Genomic DNA, 15,742 nt, shown 5'->3' with positions numbered 1-15,742 from the left:
TTGCGGTGTGAGTAAAGCGTTGTTCAGTTCAGTGTGAAATCAGGCGTCGCTGTCCTTGCGCTCGAAGCCCTGGTCGGCCAGCCAGTCGGCGCCAGCCTCTTCAGACGGGCCACCGGTGCCTTCGTCGTCGCTGGACAGGTGTTCGGCGTGGTCTTCCACCTCTTGGGTCTGGGCATCGTCCTCGGCGTCGTCGGCCTCGTCGCTGTCCAGCGTGCTGCCTCCCATGCCGCGGGAATGCAGGAACTCCAGCCCAGCCGCCACGGTCAACAGCCAGTCGCCCTTGTCTGCTGCCAGTACCTGGGCAGCCAGCGTCAGGGCGTCGGCATTCAGTGCCACGGCGTTGCCCAGGTCGCCCCACAGCGGCAGCTCTTCGGGGTCCTGCCCCACCAGCTGCACCATGGCAGCCGGGTGCTTGAACTGGAAGCTGCCGTGGAACAGGGCCGACAGCATCTCGGGATTGGTGTCGATGAGCTGCAGCAAAAAGCCCAGTTCCTTGGCGCGCTCCTTGCGGCGCTTGGCAAACACCTGCTTGCCTTCGGAGTCGAAGCTGAGGTCGTCAATTTCGGCCTGGTAGCTACTGAGCAGGTCGCGGAAAAATGAGGAAACGAACATGGTGGTCAACCTCCCGATCAGTGCAGGGAAGAAAAGTAGGCCTGCCAGATTTCCTTGGCTGTTGCCAGCGGGTCATCGAGCAGGTTGCGTCGGCGGTTCTCGTCGTAGAGTCGGCGTTTTTCCGCGTCGGAGAGCACATCGTACGCTGCTTGCACCTTGCGGAAAAGCGCAGGGGCCTTGGGGTCCGGGTTGCGGTCCGGATGGTACTGTGCTGCGAGTTGGCGAAAGGCCTTTTTGATGTCGGCGGCCGTGGCACTGGGGCTCAGGCCCAATGCGGCATAGTGATCGCTCATGGGTAGACAGTGTCAGGCAGTTTGGGATGGACAAAGAAAAAAACCCCACTATAAGAAATATAGCGGGGCTTTTCGTATTTTTGGCTCCTCAACCTGGGCTCGAACCAGGGACCTACGGATTAACAGTCCGGCGCTCTACCGACTGAGCTATTGAGGAATCGAGACAAAGATTATAGCCCGGAAAAAATGCTGTTTTGGAGGAGAGGCAAAAAAGTTGAAAAATTTTTTGCCGATCGCATTCAATGGCCCACACCCAGCAGGGCATGCAGGTGGCTGCTGGAGCTGGTGTATTGCAGCGGGAAGGTCTTGCCTGGCCACAGGTGGGCCTGGGCACCGTAGGCCGCCATGCAGGCTTCATGGAAACCGCACACGATGAGTTTCTTCTTGCCGGGGTAGCTCACCACGTCACCTGCGGCAAAGACGCCGGGGAGCGACGTTGCACAGTTGGACGGATCAATGCGCACGCAGCGACGGTCAAGATCGATGCCCCATTCCTTCAAGGCAGCCAGGGTGGGGGAGACGCCCAGATAGGCCTCGATCACATTGGCGTCGATCCACTGCAGGCTGCCATCCGCCACAGTCAGGCCTACGGCGCATAGCTGTCCGTTCTCCACCCGTGCCTCGGTGGGCAGGCCGATACGGAGTTGGATGGTGCCGGCGGCAATGCATTCCCTCAGCGCTTCCTGTTGAGCCGCGTTAATGTCAAACTGATCCCGCCGATGGCTCAGCGTCACGGGTTGCGATGGGTTTCCCAACTCGATCGCGCGCTGCACCGCGGCACTGTCGCCACCGATGACGAGCGTACTCCCCTTTGCAGGTTGGGGAGCTGCCTGTTCGTAGAAAACCGAGTGCCCCACGAGTGGGGTGAGCGTCTCAATCTTGAGGGTCTTGGGAAGGAACGCTCCGACGCCAGCCGCAATGAATACGGTGCGAGCAAAGAAGCACGTGCCGCTATCCGTTCGTGTGCTCAGGCGACCATCAGGCAAGGGCACAAACTGTGCCACATGCTGACTCCAGTGGTAGGTTGGTGAAAAGACGCTCGCCTGCTGCACCAGACGGTCTGTCAGGTCTTGACCGGTGCAGACGGTGATGGCCGGGATGTCGTAGATGGGTTTGTCGCCGTAGAGCTGGGCGCATTGCCCGCCAGCGAAGGGCAGGGCATCGACGACGTGGGCCTGTATTCCGAGCAGGCCGAGTTGGAAAACCTGGAACAAGCCCACCGGACCGGCACCGATGACCAGTGCATCGGTTTCGATGGGCGGTTGCATGGCAGAAGTCTTAGCGTAGCAGCTCGGACAGCTTGCCGGTCTTGTCTTTCCACTCTTCGGCTTCAGGAAGGGCAGCCTTGCGCTTGGTGATGCTCTTCCAAGTGGGCAGTTTGGCCAGCTCGGCGTTGAGCTTGGTCATGTGGCGCTGGTCCTTGGGCAGGTCTTCTTCGGCGTAGATGGCGTTGACCGGGCACTCGGGGATGCACACCGCGCAGTCGATGCACTCATCGGGGTCGATGGTCAGGAAGTTGGGGCCTTCGCGGAAGCAGTCAACGGGGCAGACGTCTACGCAATCGGTGTACTTGCACTTGATGCAGGCTTCGGTAACAACGTGGGTCATGGTGTGGGTGTTTTTGGCTAAGCCTCTGATTTTAATGGGTTTCGTGCACCGGTTTAGAGCACCAGTACGGCGCCTGAGGTCTTGTGTGTCGCAGTGTCGACAAGGATCAGCGAGCCCAGCACGCGCGAACGCGCATAGGGGAGCGCCGCGATGGGTTCCTGCAGCAGCAGTTCGATGTGGCCAATGGCGTTGGGCTCGATCTGCCCGGCGTCGTGTTCTTCCAGCGTGTTCACATCCAGGCTGTGCACCACGCGTTTGACCTTGGCCTTGACCCAGCGGTGGCCGTGCAATGCCCAATAGACGCGCCCTGCCACCAAGGGCTCGTCGTCCATCCACGCGACGGTGGCGCGGATCTCGCGGCTGGGGGGCAGGAAAGCCTGGGGCTTGGGGGGTTCCGCAAACTCGTCGGTCGGGTCGGCCTCGGGGGTAACCTGGGCCAGCAACCAGTCGCCGCGCGAAACGTCGACCTCGCGGTCGAGCACGATACCGGCGCTGTGCCCGGCATGCACCTCTTTCGGGTTGCGCACGTGGTCCAGCACCTGGGCGATTTTCGCGCTCTGACCGCTTGGCAACACCGTGACGGCGTCGCCCACATGCACCTGGCCGGTGGCCACACGGCCCCAGAACACCCGGCGCCCCATGGAGGTGTCGCTGCTGGAATGGAACTTCTCCACCCACTGCACGGGGAAAGCGAAGGGTACGTCGGTCTCGGCAGCGGTCACGGGCAGGGTCTGCAGCACGTCCAGCAGGCTGGGTCCGGTGTAGCCGCACCAGCCGGGGGTGGCAGTGACCACGTTGTCGCCCTTGAGGGCGGACATGGGGATGGTGGCTGCCACGGTGATTCCCGCGTGCTCGGCAAAGGCGGCCAGTGCCTGGCTGATCTTGGCAAAGGCTGCCTTGGCATCGTCGCCCAAAGCGTCGAGCTTGTTGACGGCGAAGAGGATGCTCGGCACGCGCAGCAGATTCACCAGCAGGCTGTGGCGACGTGTCTGGGGCAGCAATTCCACCAGGCCTTCCACGTTCCATTTGAGCTTGGTCGCATCGACCAGTACCACGGCGGCGTGAGCACTGCTGGCTGCGGTGACCATGTTGCGGGTGTATTGAACGTGGCCCGGCGCGTCACCAATGATGAACTTGCGGCTGGGGGTGGCGAAGTAGCGGTAGGCCACATCGATGGTGATGCCCTGTTCGCGCTCGGCGCTCAAACCGTCGGTGAACAAGGCCAGATCCGCCTCGCCACTCTTGGAGACGTTGGCCAACTGGTCTTGCAGCACCGAGCGGCTGTCCACCAGCAGGCGGCCGATCAGCGTACTCTTGCCGTCGTCGACCGAGCCGCAGGTGATGAAGCGCAGCGCGCTTTGGGTATCAAATTCGTCGGTAGCCCCCGAATTGCTTGCGTAGGGCGCTATTGATTTGGTAGCAACAGTCATTCTCTGTCCTTGCTTTTCAGCGTTTGTTCGTTCCTCGAACACCGCAGAACCGGCTATGCCGGGCTGCTGGTGTTGCCCCTGCAAGGGGGTGGCGTAGCGACACGGAGTGCGCGAAGCCTGGGGTGTGCCTAGAAATACCCGTCTTTCTTGCGTTTTTCCATCGAGGTTTCGGAGGTCTTGTCGTCCATGCGGGTGGCCCCGCGCTCGCTGACCTCGGCCTGCAGGGTTTCGATCACGATGTCGGCGGCGTTGGCGGCCGTGCTCTCCACCGGGCAGGTGCAGGTGATATCACCCACGGTGCGGAAGCGCACATCGCGGCTTTCGATCGTTTCGCCCGGCTTGGCCGGGGTGAGGTCGGTGACCGGCACCAGCAGGCCCTTGCGCTCCACCACGTCACGCTTGTGGCTGTAGTACAGGCTGGGCAGGGCGATGGACTCGCGGTCGATGTATTGCCAGACGTCCAGCTCGGTCCAGTTGCTGATGGGGAACACGCGGAAGTGCTCGCCCGGCTGGATGCGGGTGTTGAACAGGGTCCACAACTCGGGGCGCTGGGCCTTGGGCTGCCACTGGCCGAAGCTGTCGCGGTGCGAGAAGATGCGCTCCTTGGCGCGTGCCTTCTCTTCGTCGCGGCGGGCGCCGCCAATGAGGGCGTCGAAGCGGAATTCCTCGATGGCTTCGAGCAGCGTGACCGACTGGTGCACATTGCGGCTCTCGCCCGGGTGGGCCAGGCGCACGGTGCCGCGGGCCATGGAGTCTTCGACGCTGCGCACGATCAGATCGGCGCCCAATTCCTTGGCGCGGAAGTCGCGGAAATCGGTCACCTCATGGAAGTTGTGGCCGGTGTCGATCATCAGGAGCGGGTAGGGGATGCGGCCCACGCCAAAGGCCTTTTCAGCGCACTTGAGCATGACCAGCGAGTCCTTGCCGCCGGAGAACAGCAGGGCCGGGCGCTCGAAGGCGGCTGCGACTTCGCGCAGGATGAAGATGGTTTCCTCTTCCAGTGCATCCAGGTGGCGGTTGGAGAGGCGGTCGAAATGGGTCGGTTCGGTCATGGCGTTCATGCTGCTGTCTTGTCCTGTTTCACGTGCAGTCCGCATTCCTTGGCAGACTCGTCCTCCCACCACCAGCGCCCGGCGCGGAAGTCTTCACCGAGGGCGATAGCCCGGGTGCAAGGCTCGCAGCCGATGCTGGGGAAGAACTGGTCGTGCAGCGGGTTGTAGTCCACGGCGTTTTCGCGGATGTAGTGCCACACGTCGCCCCAGGTCCAGTTGGCCAGGGGGTTGAGCTTGGTGCGTTGCTCGGAGGTGTCGACCAGCGGCACGTCGGCGCGGGCGCCGCTCTGTTCGCGGCGCAGGCCGGTGATCCAGGCACCCTTGCCCGCCAATGCGCGAGCCAGTGGCTCCATCTTGCGGATGCCGCAGCAGGCCTTGCGCAGCGTGATGCTCTTGTACATGGCGTCGGCACCTTCGCGGGCGACAAACTGCACCACGGACTCGTTCACTGGCTTGTAGACAGTTACCGGCGCGCGGCTGCTGGACTGAAACCGCTCCAGCAATGCCAGGGTTTCGGTGTGCAAGGCGCCCGTTTCCAGCACGAATACCGGGATGTCGAGTTTCAGGCTGTTGATGAGGTGGCTGATGACCACGTCTTCGGCCCCGAGGCTGGAGGCCTGGGTGACAGTCGCCACGGAAGCCCCAGTGATGGTGTCGGTACGGCGGTAGGTGGCGGCCGCCTGCTGCAGTACGTTCTGGGTTTCAGCCAGCTTGATGATGTAGTCCTGGCTGGGCGCTGCATTGCGGGCGATGGCGCTTCCGGCAGGTTGCGCCTGTGGGGCAAAGCGCTGAGGCAGTGCGGAGACTTCGGCGCTCATGCGGTGGCCTTTTCGCGGGCAAAGTGTGGCTCGGTGGTGACAGCGTCACCCTGGTAGAACGCGGAGTAGCGGTCAAACTGGCGCTGGGCGAAGTCGATGTTCTGGTCGGCGCGCAGGACGGCCACGTCAAAGCCGCTGCGCTGCATCTGCACCAGCTGGTCAATCAGCACGTCGCCCGTGGCGCGCAGCTCGCCCGTGAACCCCAGGCGACGGCGCAGCAGGAACGCTTGGCTGTAGGCACGCCCGTCGGTGAACTTGGGGAACTGCAGGTCGATGCGCGTGATACCGGTGAGGTCCAGGTTGCGTGGGTCTTCGGTATTGGCCAATTCCAGGACATTTTGGCCATCAACCCGCGTGGAATGTGCGCTGGCAGCTATCAATTTCATAGTTAACTCTTCTTTCTTAGGCTTCCTGGGCATCGCGTGCATAGCCTGCGGCCTTCGGCAGGACAGCCAGTTCCTCATGCTTGTCGGCCAAGCGGGCGCTGTTGGCGGCAGCCTTGAACGTTTCGAAACCGACGCGGCGCACGCAGTCGATGAAGGTTTCACGACCTTGGCGGTGCTGGCGGAAGGCGTCGAGCAGGGCTTCGACCACGCCTGGCACCTCGCCAGCGCTGAAGGAAGGACCGACTACTTTGCCGGGAGTCGCTTCACCACTCAAGGCGGAACCATCGGAGCCGCCCACCGACACTTGGTACCACTCCTTGCCGTCCTTGTCCACGCCCAGGATGCCGATATGGCCGGTGTGGTGGTGGCCGCAGGAATTGATGCAACCGCTGATGTGCAGGTCGATCTCGCCCAGGTCGTGCAGTTCGTCCATGTCCTGGTAGCGCTCGGTGATGGCCGCTGCAATCGGGATGGAACGGGCGTTGGCCAGGGCGCAGAAGTCACCCCCGGGGCAGGCAATCATGTCGGTCAGCAAGCGCACGTTGGAGCGGGCCAGACCAGCGTGGCTGGCGGCTACCCACAAGGCAGGCAGGTCTTCCTGACGCACCCAGGGCAGCAGCAGGTTCTGGTCGTGCGTGACGCGGGCTTCCCCGGCAGAGAACTGGTCCACCAGATCGGCGGCGGTGTCAAGCTGGTCGGCATCGGCGTCACCCGGGGCTTGGCCCAGGCGCTTGTAGGAAAGGGTGACCGCGCGCAAGGCAGGGTTCTTGTGGGACTGCACGTTCTGCTGCAGCCAACGCTCATAGTCGCGCTGGCGCTCGGCCGGAATTGCTACCGATTTGGAAGCTGCCTGCGCAGTATCGGTGATGGCTGGAGGCACGAACGATGCCGCAACGCGATCCAACTCGGCCTGGCTGATGGTGTGCGGCGCCCCGTCCTTTTCCACAATTTCGCGGTACTCGGCTTCCACCTCGTCGATGTAGCGCTGGCCTTCGGCCTTGACCAGAATCTTGATGCGGGCCTTGTACAGGTTGTCGCGACGGCCCCAGCGGTTGTAGACCCGCACCACCGCTTCGAGGTAATTGAGGATCTGGTTCCAGGGCAGGAATTCACGGATGACCGTGCCGACGATGGGGGTGCGGCCCATGCCGCCACCCACAAAAACCTTGAAGCCGACTTCACCCGCGGCGTTCTTCACCACATACAGGCCCACATCGTGCCAGCGGGTGGCGGCACGGTCTTCCGTAGCGCCAGTGATGGCGACCTTGAACTTGCGCGGCAGGAAGGCGAACTCGGGGTGCAGCGTGCTCCACTGACGCAGGATTTCGGCAAACGGGCGCGGGTCGGCCACTTCGTCCGGGGCCACCCCTGCGCGTTCGTCGGTGGTGATGTTGCGGATGCAGTTGCCGCTGGTCTGGATGCCGTGCATGTTCACCGTGGCCAGCAGGTCCATCACGTCGGCGCTCTTTGCGAGCGGAATCCAGTTGAACTGGACGTTCTGGCGTGTGGTGAAGTGGCCATAGCCCACCGGCAGGTGCGTGGTGCCCCAGGTAGCCTGGGTCCCGATGGCCTTGTCGAACACTTCCTTCGTGGGGTGATCGTACTCACGGGCAATGCGCGCCAGCACGCGCAGCTGGGCGCTGGAGATTTCGCCATAGGGCACGGCGACGCGCAGCATGGGCGCGTAGCGTTGGATGTACCAACCGTTTTGCAGCCGTAACGGGCGGAATTCGTCGTCGCTCAGCGTTCCGGCGAGATTGCGTTCCAACTGGTCACGGTGCTGGGCGGCACGGTTCTTGATGAACTGTTTGTCAAATTCGGTGTATTGGTACATGACAGGATTTAAACCGCGGCACAAGGCCGCACAGACAATAAATCAGAGGGCGATCAACTTGAGGCCGGCGTAGGCCAGCAATACGGACAGCAGCGAGCGGATGATGCGTTCGGGTGTCTTGACCACGAGGTGCGAGCCGATCCAGATGCCAGGCAGCGACCCGGCAAGCAGGGCTGCCAACATGTGCCAGTCCACCGAGCCCAGTGAGGCGTGTCCGAGCCCTGCCACGAGGGTAAGGGGCACAGCGTAGGCAATGTCCGCTGCGATGATGCGCGGCAGTGGCAAGAGGGGGTAGAGAATCATCAACACGGTAACGCCAATGGCACCGGCGCCCACCGAGGTCAGCGTCACAAGCGTGCCGATCACGGCGCCAAACAACAGCGGCAGGCTCCAGTGGCGTGGACGGGCAGCAACCGCTTCCTGTCCGGCGGCAACTTCCTTCGGCGATGTCTTCCCGCGCAGGGCCTTGTACAAGGTGGCAGCCGCCGTGAGCAGCAGGGCCAGACCCAAGGTGCTGGTCATCACTTTTTGCACGGTAGCGCTGGTCGTGCCCGCTTCATGCAGCAGGTACAGGGTGATCAAGGCCGCGGGGATACTGCCAGCACTGAGGTTGAGCACCACCGGCCAGTCAATGCGTCCGGAGCGTGCCAACTTGATCGTGCCACCAGCCTTGGTAAACGCGGCAAACAGCAGGTCGGTCCCTACGGCCATGTAGGGTTTGACGCCAAAGAAGAAGATCAGGATGGGCGTCATCAGGGAGCCGCCGCCGACACCGGTCAGTCCGACGACCAGACCGACAAATAAACCCGCGAAAACAAATGCAATGTCACCCATGGGCAGCGACTGTAGGCGCAATCCCATAGATGGAAAAATACATTTTTCCTATGTCAATATGTCAAATATTGAATAAGAATGACCTCAACGCATCCACGGGCGCGCCAGTGTCTGTACAAACAGGTCAACGCACGCTTGGGCATCTACCTCCATGCACACCAAGGTGCGCGGGCGCTGCGTCTCCCAGCCAGATTGCGGGTAGTCGACAAAGTCACGCCGTCGCAGCACGGTCTGGCCCTTGGCGATACCCTCCGTCACTACGCGCACCACGCCCGATTCGGTACCAAACCAGTCTGGCTGCACCAGAACCATGAAAGCCAGCAGATCGTGGGCAAAGCAGCCAGGTGTAGCGAATCGGTGCTTGTGCAAGCCGCTGTAGAACTGGCAGTAGAACTGCACGGCATGCAGCAAGGTATCCGTGGCAGGGTGGCGGTGCAATTGGGCCAATTGCTCAAACAGGACCAACTCCGTGACCACCTGGTGGGTGACATCGAGGCCCACCATGGTGATGGGCCAGCCAGCGCCGAACACGATGTCGGCGGCGTGCGGGTCATTCCAGATATTCGCTTCGGCCACGGGGGACACGTTGCCTGGTTCCAGCGCCGCCCCCCCCATGACGATGACCTGGCGTACCAGCGAGGCAATGTCTGGTGCCAGCTTCAATGCCAGCGCCAGGTTACCCAGTGGGCCCACTGCGACGAGCGAAACCTCGTGCGGGTGGGCGCGCACCGTGTCGACAATGAACTGGGCGCTGGGGCGTGGGTCCAGGGCATCGGGGCAGGGCAGGCGACGGGGCAGGTTGCCCAAGCCGTCGTCGCCGTGGATGAAGGCCGGGGGTGTACCCGGTGGCTGCACCCAGGGGCTGGCGATGCCTTGCGTCACCGGAATGCGGTGTCCGGCCAGTCGGGTCAGGTACAGGGCATTGGCGGCCGCTTGATGTACATGGACGTTGCCGAAGGTGGTGGTGATGCCCAGGACCTCGATGGACGGATGGGCAAGCGCGAAATACAGGGCGATTGCGTCGTCGACGCCAGGGTCGGTATCAAAAATGACTTTATGCATGGGAGTGGCGTGATCAATAAGGCTACGCGGGCTCACAGTCCGCAATAGCGTTCCAGGGTCGTGACTTGCTCGGAGGTTGCGCTTGGCGCCGATGCCATCAGGGCCAATACTTCGGTTCGGCTCGGTATGCTGTTTTGGGCGCCTGGGCGGGTACACGCCAGAGCACCTGCCAGGGATGCGAGGTGCAAGGCATCCGCAAGGCTGCAATTGTGCGCCAGTGCTGCCACGAAGGTTCCGCAAAACGTGTCGCCGGCTGCTGTGGTATCCACTGCTTCCACAGGAAAGGCAGGTTGCACCAGGAAGCCCTGGGCCGAAAGTGCTACACAGCCTTTGCTGCCCAATGTGGTGACTACCGTGGCAACCCTGAGCGACTGCATCATGGAAGCAATGGTGCCGCGTGTCGGACTCAGCTGCAAAAGCTCCCCTTCGTTGACCACCAGCACGTCAACGTCATGCAGCACTGTTCGCGCCTGCGGTTGTGCGGGGGCAGCATTCAAAACCACACGCACACCGGCCTGGCGCGCCTTGGCCGCGAAGGCCAGCACGGTCGGCAAAGGGGTTTCGAGCTGCATCAGCAAATAGGCGATGCCATCCAGTGCGGGGAGATGGCATGGTTGGAGGTCCTTATTGGCCCCAGGTACGACAGTGATGGCATTCTCACCATTGGCGGCGACGCAGATGAATGCCGTGCCCGTGGGCTCACTGGGGCTGACAACCTGGTGGAGTTCGACACCGGCATCGCGCAAGGATGACATGATGGGCAAGGCCAGGCCGTCTTCACCAAATGCGCCAAGGAATGCAGTCGATACCCCCCCCGCACGCGCACAGGCGACGGCCTGATTGGCCCCCTTTCCGCCGGGAAAGTTCCGGTAGCTGGTACCTAGAACGGTTTCTCCGGGCGCCGGAATGTGCGGGGCTTGCACCACAAAGTCGAGGTTGGCCGAACCTGCGACCAGGATCTTGGTTGACATGTTTGAAGGACCTATCGGTAGTTTCCCTTGACGGGCGTTGTGCGACGCCCGGCGTATGGTATCGTTTTGCGCTTCCATTGTTATTTCTTCCAAGGAGCGGGACCTTCCATGAACACATCCTCTTCATTCCGGTTTAGCGTGTTGTCTGCAGCGTTGTTGAGTGCCGGTATTGCGATGGCCGAACCTGCCATCGTGTTCGACATGGGCGGCAAATTCGACAAGTCCTTCAATGAGGCCGCCTACAACGGCATGGAGAAGTGGAAGAAGGAAACGGGCAAGAATTACCTGGAATTCGAAATCTCCAACGAGTCCCAGCGTGAACAGGCGATCCGCCGCATGGCAGAGAAGGGCGCCAGTCCCATCATCGGCATCGGCTTTGGACAGGCTTCCAGCATTGAGAAGGTAGCCAAGGAGTTTCCCAAGCTGCAATTCGCGATCATCGACATGGTGGTGGACCTGCCCAACGTGCAGTCGGTGGTGTTCAAGGAGCACGAGGGTAGTTTCCTGGTGGGCGCCATGGCAGCAATGGCCAGCAAGTCGGGAAAGGTCGGATTCGTCGGTGGCATGGACATCCCGCTGATCCGCAAGTTCCAGTGTGGTTATGAGCAGGGCGCCAAGTTCGTCAATTCCAAGGCCGAGGTATTGGGAAACATGACGGGCACGACCGGTGCAGCCTGGAATGACCCTGCCCGCGGCGGAGAGTTGGCGAAGGCCCAGTTCGCCAAAGGCGTGGATGTGGTCTTTGCTGCGGCGGGCGGCACAGGTATCGGCGTGTATCAGGCAGCCAAGGATGCGGGCAAGCTGGCTATCGGCGTGGACAGCAACCAGAACCATCTGCAGCCAGGCACGATGCTCACATCCATGCTCAAGCGTGTCGACGTGGCCGTCTACAACGTATCCAAAGGCCACAAGCCCGGCATCTCCGCACTCGGCTTGAAAGAGGGCGGCATTGACTACGCGTTGGACAAGAACAACGAAAAGCTGGTCACTGCCGACATGAAGAAGAAGGTGGAGGCGGCCAAGGCCGACATCATCGCCGGCAAGATCAAGGTTGCGGACTACATGGCTGACAACGCCTGCAAGTATTGACCCCTGTGTAACGTCAGCAAGCCCACGGACACCTGGTGACCGTGGGCTTTTCCGTTGAATGCGAGATTAGTTTGGAGTGGACTGGGTGACGGACACAACCGCAGTGCGCCCCGATGTCGGGGTTTTGGCAGTGCATATGCGCGGCATCAGCAAGCGTTTTGGCGCGGTTGCCGCCAACGCCGACGTCGAACTTAAGGTCTCGACTGGGTCTGTGCATGGCATCGTCGGCGAAAACGGTGCGGGCAAGAGCACGTTGATGTCCATCCTCTACGGCTTCTATGAGGCCGATGCCGGAACCATTGATGTTTTTGGGCGTACGGCCAAGATCACCAATGCGGATGAAGCGATTGCCGTCGGCATCGGCATGGTGCATCAGCACTTCATGCTGGTCGATACGCTCAGTGGTATCGAGAACGTGATGCTTGGCGCTGAGCCCCACTGGAGCCTGCAGCGAGCCCTTCCCGCGGTACGGGAAAAGCTCAACCGATTGATGAAGGACACAGGCCTGGTCCTGGACCTGGACAAGAAAGTGGCCGATCTTCCTGTGGGCGATCAGCAGCGGCTCGAAATCCTCAAAACCTTGTATCGTGGCGCGCGCATCCTGATCTTGGATGAGCCTACGGCGGTACTGACCCCGCAGGAGACCGAGCACCTCTTTGTCGTGCTGCGCAAACTCAGGCAGGACGGTTGCACCATCATCCTGATCACCCACAAGCTCAAGGAGGTGATGCGCCTTTGCGATCACGTCACGGTCATGCGCGCTGGGCGTGTCGTGCAGGAGATGCCGATTGCCCAGGCGAGCATCGAGTCCCTGGCGGAGGCGATGGTGGGACGCAGGGTGCACCTGGGACGCGTCGAGTCGGGGCACTCCGATACTGGTGTGCTGGCACTGGACGCGACGGATTTGTCCTACACGGACCGTTTTGGTGTCAAGCGGCTCGAAGGGGTTAGCCTCAGACTCATGCGTGGCGAGATCGTGGGGGTTGCGGGCGTTTCGGGCAATGGTCAAAGCGAGTTGCTTGACGTGCTGTCCGGCATGTTGCGCCCGGATCGGGGACGAATGGAATTGGGCGACCGGGTGTTTTCTGCAGAAGCAGTCTGGCTTGATCCCAAGACCGCGCGGCACTTGGGTGTCGGTCATGTGCCGGAAGACAGGCATGCCCGGGCCTTGATCCTGGGGTTTGAGGCCTGGGAATCGTCTGTACTGGGGTTTGAAGACCTTGCTGAATTCAGCGCCCCCATGGGCATGCGTCATGCGAACATGCGCAGTGCGTGCGCGCGCATGATGGAGACATTCGACGTACGCCCGCGCGATCCGAACCTGGTCAGCAGCAAGTTTTCGGGCGGGAATCAGCAGAAATTCGTTCTGGCCCGCGAGTTGGGTCAAACCCCGAAAGTGCTTCTGGTCGGACAGCCGACGCGAGGCGTGGACATCGGCGCGATCGAGTTCATCTACGCACAGTTGCGGGCTATGCGGGACGCAGGGTGCGCCGTTCTGGTGGTGTCCAGCGAACTGGATGAAATCTTGGCCTTGTCCGATCGGGTTGTCGTCATGAATCAAGGGCGGGTCAGTGGAATCCTGCCGATCGAGGCGTGCACCGAGGCCGAGTTGGGGTTGCTGATGATTGGTGGGGGTGCCTCGTGAAATCGACGGTCGCATTGCCTCGTTGGGCTGACCTGTATCTGCTTCCTCTGGTTTGCCTGCTGGTGGCCATGCTCGCAGCTTCCGTGGTGGTTGCACTCGTGGGGCAGCAGCCGGGAAGGGTCATGTCGGTACTGGTGCAGGGTGCTTTCGGGTCTGCGCGTGGCTTGAGCTATACCCTGTACTACGCCACCACCTTCACGTTTACCGGCCTTGCCGTTGCCGTCGCGTTCCATGGTGGCTTGTTCAACATCGGGGGCGAGGGGCAGGCCATCATGGGTGGTTTGGGAACCGGATTGATGGCCCTTTGGCTCGGGCCTGTGGTGCCAGGATGGCTGCTGCTTCCATGCATGCTGCTGGGTGCCGCGTTGTTCGGCATGGTCTGGGGGGTAGTTCCTGCCTACCTGCAGGCGTACCGCGGCAGCCACATTGTCATCACCACGATCATGTTCAACTTCATTGCCAGCAGTGTGCTGGTCTACCTTCTCGTCAATCATCTGAGGCCAGCCGGTTCGATGTCCGTCGAGAGCATTCCTTTTGTGGACGCCGCGCGGTTGCCTCGCATGCATGAGGCATTGGCGTGGTTGGGGGTGGAGTGGCCTGCGTCGCCGTTGAACCTGAGTCTTGTGCTGGCCTTGCTGGTCTCAGCCCTGGTGTACTACTACCTGTGGCACACACGCTCTGGGTATCGACTCCGGGCGGTCGGATCCAGCCCGGGTGCGGCCGCGTATGCCGGTATTTCGTCCAAGGCGCAAATCATGCTGAGCATGGCCGTTTCCGGGGCGCTTGCGGGCTTGGTGGGAATGAACGAAATCGCTGGCGTCAATGGGCGCTTGCTGCTGGAGTTCGTCAGCGGCGCCGGATTTACGGGCATTGCCGTTGCATTGATGGGGCGCAACCATCCTGTGGGCATCCTGCTCGCGAGCTTGTTGTTCGGGGCATTGTTTCAGGGTGGAGCGGAAGTTGCTTTTGAGGTCCAGGGTTTCAGCCGCGACATGGTGGTCATGCTGCAAGGCTTCATTGTTCTCTTTTCCGGAGCCATGGTTTATGTCATTGCTCCCTTACTGGCCCGCGTGCTCGCATGGTTGGGACTGCTGGAGGTAAGCCATGGATGAGGTGCTGCTAGGCTCCCTGATCGCTTCGACGATCCGGGTGTCCACTCCACTGTTGATCTGCGCCTTGGCTGGCATGTTTTCCGAGCGTAGCGGGGTGGTGGATGTTGGCTTGGAAGGAAAGATGCTGTTTGCCGCCTTTGCAGCGGGTGCCGTGGGGGCTCTCACCGGGTCCATGGTACTGGCCATTGCCGCTGCCATGGGCGTCGCAGTGGTTCTGGCATGGATGCATGGACTGGCGTGTGTGAGCCACCAGGGCGACCAGGTCGTCTCGGGTGTGGCCATCAACATCATCGCTGCTGGAATGACCGCTGTGCTTGGCATCGCCCTGTTTTCGCAGGGCGGACAAACGCCGCCGGTTGATGCCGCAGTGCGAATCCAGCCGTTCTTCCCGCAGCTGGGAGTGTCTGCGCAGACGCAGCAGGCGGGACTGCTCAATGGCTTGCTGAGCCACAACTTCCTGGTCTATTTGGCTTTTGCGCTGGTGCCCGCTTGCTGGTGGCTGCTATTCCGGACGCGATTCGGGCTGCGGCTGCGGGCCGTAGGAGAAAACCCCCAGATGGTTGATGCGGCCGGCGTGTCAGTGCAGCGACTGCGATACATTGCCTTGACAATCAACGGTGTGTTGTGCGGTTTGGCTGGAACCTATCTTGTACTGGCCCAGAACGCGAGCTTCTCGCCCAATATGACTGCCGGACGGGGATTCATGGCTTTGGCCGCATTGATCTTCGGGCGCTGGCATCCGTTCGGAGCCTTCGGTGCTTGCCTGTTGTTTGGCTTCATGGACGCCGCAGCGATTCGTCTGCAAGGCGTATCGGTCACCGGTATCGGCGAGATTCCTGTTCAGATGATTCAGGCGCTTCCGTACGTCCTGACGGTCGTGCTCCTCGCTGGCGTTATCGGAAAAGCCGTTGCGCCCCAGGCCTTGGGGCGCCCATACAGCAAAGAGCGCTAACCAACGCGCCCCCTCACTAGCCGCGGTAGAACGGAGGACGCAAC

General features: G+C 61.7%; 16 protein-coding genes and 1 tRNA gene. 4 read left to right on the top strand and 13 right to left on the bottom strand.

What is annotated here, in order from left to right:
* Nucleotides 1-39 precede the first annotated feature (39 nt).
* The 13 genes from RQP54_RS12410 to RQP54_RS12350 all read right to left on the bottom strand — a co-directional run bounded on the left by RQP54_RS12410 (nt 40) and on the right by RQP54_RS12350 (nt 10,900).
* Nucleotides 40-612 (bottom strand): hypothetical protein, encoded by a 573-nt coding sequence (locus RQP54_RS12410; protein WP_315678632.1) that lies wholly within the window; start codon nt 610-612, stop codon nt 40-42.
* A 17-nt stretch (nt 613-629) separates the two neighbouring features.
* Nucleotides 630-905 (bottom strand): DnaJ domain-containing protein, encoded by a 276-nt coding sequence (locus RQP54_RS12405; RefSeq protein WP_315678631.1) that lies wholly within the window; start codon nt 903-905, stop codon nt 630-632.
* Nucleotides 906-986: 81 nt separating this feature from the next.
* Nucleotides 987-1,062 (bottom strand) — tRNA-Asn (locus RQP54_RS12400).
* A gap of 82 nt (nt 1,063-1,144) precedes the next feature.
* Nucleotides 1,145-2,173: an NAD(P)/FAD-dependent oxidoreductase gene (locus RQP54_RS12395; protein ID WP_315678630.1), complete on the bottom strand. Its 1,029-nt coding sequence runs from the start codon at nt 2,171-2,173 to the stop codon at nt 1,145-1,147.
* 10 nt (nt 2,174-2,183) lie between these two features.
* A complete protein-coding gene (gene fdxA, locus RQP54_RS12390; protein WP_315678629.1) occupies nt 2,184-2,513 on the bottom strand; it encodes a ferredoxin FdxA in 330 nt (109 codons plus the stop codon).
* A 53-nt stretch (nt 2,514-2,566) separates the two neighbouring features.
* Entirely contained in the window at nt 2,567-3,943 is a 1,377-nt protein-coding gene (locus RQP54_RS12385) for a sulfate adenylyltransferase subunit 1 (RefSeq protein ID WP_315678628.1), read from the bottom strand.
* A gap of 128 nt (nt 3,944-4,071) precedes the next feature.
* Nucleotides 4,072-5,004 carry a sulfate adenylyltransferase subunit CysD gene (cysD, locus tag RQP54_RS12380; RefSeq protein ID WP_315678627.1) on the bottom strand — a complete coding sequence of 311 codons (933 nt, stop codon included), beginning with the start codon at nt 5,002-5,004 and terminating at the stop codon, nt 4,072-4,074.
* Complete coding sequence (locus tag RQP54_RS12375) at nt 5,001-5,813, bottom strand: phosphoadenylyl-sulfate reductase (protein ID WP_315678625.1); 813 nt, start codon at nt 5,811-5,813, stop codon at nt 5,001-5,003. Before RQP54_RS12375 ends, cysD begins: the two co-directional genes overlap by 4 nt.
* Nucleotides 5,810-6,199 carry a DUF934 domain-containing protein gene (locus tag RQP54_RS12370; protein WP_315678624.1) on the bottom strand — a complete coding sequence of 130 codons (390 nt, stop codon included), beginning with the start codon at nt 6,197-6,199 and terminating at the stop codon, nt 5,810-5,812. The genes RQP54_RS12375 and RQP54_RS12370 overlap by 4 nt, the downstream gene beginning before the upstream one ends.
* A 16-nt stretch (nt 6,200-6,215) precedes the next feature.
* Entirely contained in the window at nt 6,216-8,033 is a 1,818-nt protein-coding gene (locus RQP54_RS12365) for a nitrite/sulfite reductase (protein WP_315678622.1), read from the bottom strand.
* 42 nt (nt 8,034-8,075) lie between these two features.
* Entirely contained in the window at nt 8,076-8,867 is a 792-nt protein-coding gene (locus tag RQP54_RS12360; protein WP_315678621.1) for a sulfite exporter TauE/SafE family protein, read from the bottom strand.
* A gap of 84 nt (nt 8,868-8,951) precedes the next feature.
* Entirely contained in the window at nt 8,952-9,929 is a 978-nt protein-coding gene (locus RQP54_RS12355; RefSeq protein WP_315678620.1) for a nucleoside hydrolase, read from the bottom strand.
* A gap of 32 nt (nt 9,930-9,961) precedes the next feature.
* Entirely contained in the window at nt 9,962-10,900 is a 939-nt protein-coding gene (locus RQP54_RS12350) for a ribokinase (RefSeq protein WP_315678619.1), read from the bottom strand.
* A 108-nt stretch (nt 10,901-11,008) separates the two neighbouring features.
* On the opposite strand from RQP54_RS12350, the gene RQP54_RS12345 reads away from it, so the two are divergent.
* The 4 genes from RQP54_RS12345 (at nt 11,009) to RQP54_RS12330 (ending at nt 15,698) form a co-directional block, all read left to right on the top strand.
* Nucleotides 11,009-11,989: a BMP family ABC transporter substrate-binding protein gene (locus RQP54_RS12345; RefSeq protein ID WP_315678618.1), complete on the top strand. Its 981-nt coding sequence runs from the start codon at nt 11,009-11,011 to the stop codon at nt 11,987-11,989.
* Nucleotides 11,990-12,092: 103 nt separating this feature from the next.
* Nucleotides 12,093-13,634: an ABC transporter ATP-binding protein gene (locus RQP54_RS12340; protein WP_315678617.1), complete on the top strand. Its 1,542-nt coding sequence runs from the start codon at nt 12,093-12,095 to the stop codon at nt 13,632-13,634.
* Entirely contained in the window at nt 13,631-14,746 is a 1,116-nt protein-coding gene (locus RQP54_RS12335; protein WP_315678616.1) for an ABC transporter permease, read from the top strand. The genes RQP54_RS12340 and RQP54_RS12335 overlap by 4 nt, the downstream gene beginning before the upstream one ends.
* Nucleotides 14,739-15,698, top strand: coding sequence for an ABC transporter permease (locus RQP54_RS12330; RefSeq protein ID WP_315678615.1), 960 nt, complete (start codon nt 14,739-14,741; stop codon nt 15,696-15,698). Before RQP54_RS12335 ends, RQP54_RS12330 begins: the two co-directional genes overlap by 8 nt.
* The last annotated feature ends 44 nt before the right edge of the window (nt 15,699-15,742 follow it).

The sequence above is a fragment of the Curvibacter sp. APW13 genome (assembly GCF_032337135.1).
Taxonomy (GTDB): Bacteria; Pseudomonadota; Gammaproteobacteria; order Burkholderiales; family Burkholderiaceae_C; genus Allorhodoferax.
The sequence above is the reverse complement of the archived record's forward strand: the minus strand, read 5'-3'. Positions and strand labels throughout refer to the sequence as shown.

Coding starts and splice junctions, on each gene's coding strand:
- RQP54_RS12330 (WP_315678615.1), top strand. CDS start 14,739: ATGGATGAGGTGCTGCTAGGCTCCCTGATCGCTTCGACGATCCGGGTG.
- RQP54_RS12350 (WP_315678619.1), bottom strand. CDS start 10,900: ATGTCAACCAAGATCCTGGTCGCAGGTTCGGCCAACCTCGACTTTGTG.
- RQP54_RS12405 (WP_315678631.1), bottom strand. CDS start 905: ATGAGCGATCACTATGCCGCATTGGGCCTGAGCCCCAGTGCCACGGCC.
- RQP54_RS12395 (WP_315678630.1), bottom strand. CDS start 2,173: ATGCAACCGCCCATCGAAACCGATGCACTGGTCATCGGTGCCGGTCCG.
- RQP54_RS12355 (WP_315678620.1), bottom strand. CDS start 9,929: ATGCATAAAGTCATTTTTGATACCGACCCTGGCGTCGACGACGCAATC.
- RQP54_RS12365 (WP_315678622.1), bottom strand. CDS start 8,033: ATGTACCAATACACCGAATTTGACAAACAGTTCATCAAGAACCGTGCC.
- RQP54_RS12370 (WP_315678624.1), bottom strand. CDS start 6,199: ATGAAATTGATAGCTGCCAGCGCACATTCCACGCGGGTTGATGGCCAA.
- RQP54_RS12375 (WP_315678625.1), bottom strand. CDS start 5,813: ATGAGCGCCGAAGTCTCCGCACTGCCTCAGCGCTTTGCCCCACAGGCG.
- RQP54_RS12345 (WP_315678618.1), top strand. CDS start 11,009: ATGAACACATCCTCTTCATTCCGGTTTAGCGTGTTGTCTGCAGCGTTG.
- fdxA (WP_315678629.1), bottom strand. CDS start 2,513: ATGACCCACGTTGTTACCGAAGCCTGCATCAAGTGCAAGTACACCGAT.
- RQP54_RS12360 (WP_315678621.1), bottom strand. CDS start 8,867: ATGGGTGACATTGCATTTGTTTTCGCGGGTTTATTTGTCGGTCTGGTC.
- RQP54_RS12410 (WP_315678632.1), bottom strand. CDS start 612: ATGTTCGTTTCCTCATTTTTCCGCGACCTGCTCAGTAGCTACCAGGCC.
- RQP54_RS12385 (WP_315678628.1), bottom strand. CDS start 3,943: ATGACTGTTGCTACCAAATCAATAGCGCCCTACGCAAGCAATTCGGGG.
- cysD (WP_315678627.1), bottom strand. CDS start 5,004: ATGAACGCCATGACCGAACCGACCCATTTCGACCGCCTCTCCAACCGC.